Here is a 293-nt window from a genome sequence, read left to right on the forward strand (position 1 = left end):
AAGTACCTCGTTTCCGAGGTTGTGCCCTCGGCTGTTTTTCGGGTGGCCTCGACCCGTCCAAAAGCCTTCAGGCCCGGGAATTCATGATGCTCTGCCAGAGCCTTGCTCGAAACGACGGTCGCCTTTCGGGTTTCCGTCCGGCCGTGACCGATATCCTCGGAAAGCGCGCTTGGGTGCGCGTCTGGCTCGGCCCCGAAGCTGGCCCGGGCATCGGACAGGAGCGAGTCCTGGTTGGCCTTGAGCGCCAGGCACCAGTCGCCACCACCCGCGTTAATCGCAGCAACCGTACGGCG

1 protein-coding gene is annotated in these 293 nt (G+C 64.2%); it reads left to right on the forward strand.

Annotated features, from left to right (window positions below):
• Positions 1-83: 83 nt before the first annotated feature.
• Positions 84-293 (forward strand): hypothetical protein (locus FJQ48_RS22405; protein ID WP_180350204.1); only part of this gene is annotated, 210 nt, incomplete at its 3' end.

The sequence above is a fragment of the Ochrobactrum sp. CGA5 genome (assembly GCF_006345815.1).
In the GTDB taxonomy this organism is placed as follows: Bacteria; Pseudomonadota; Alphaproteobacteria; order Rhizobiales; family Rhizobiaceae; genus Brucella.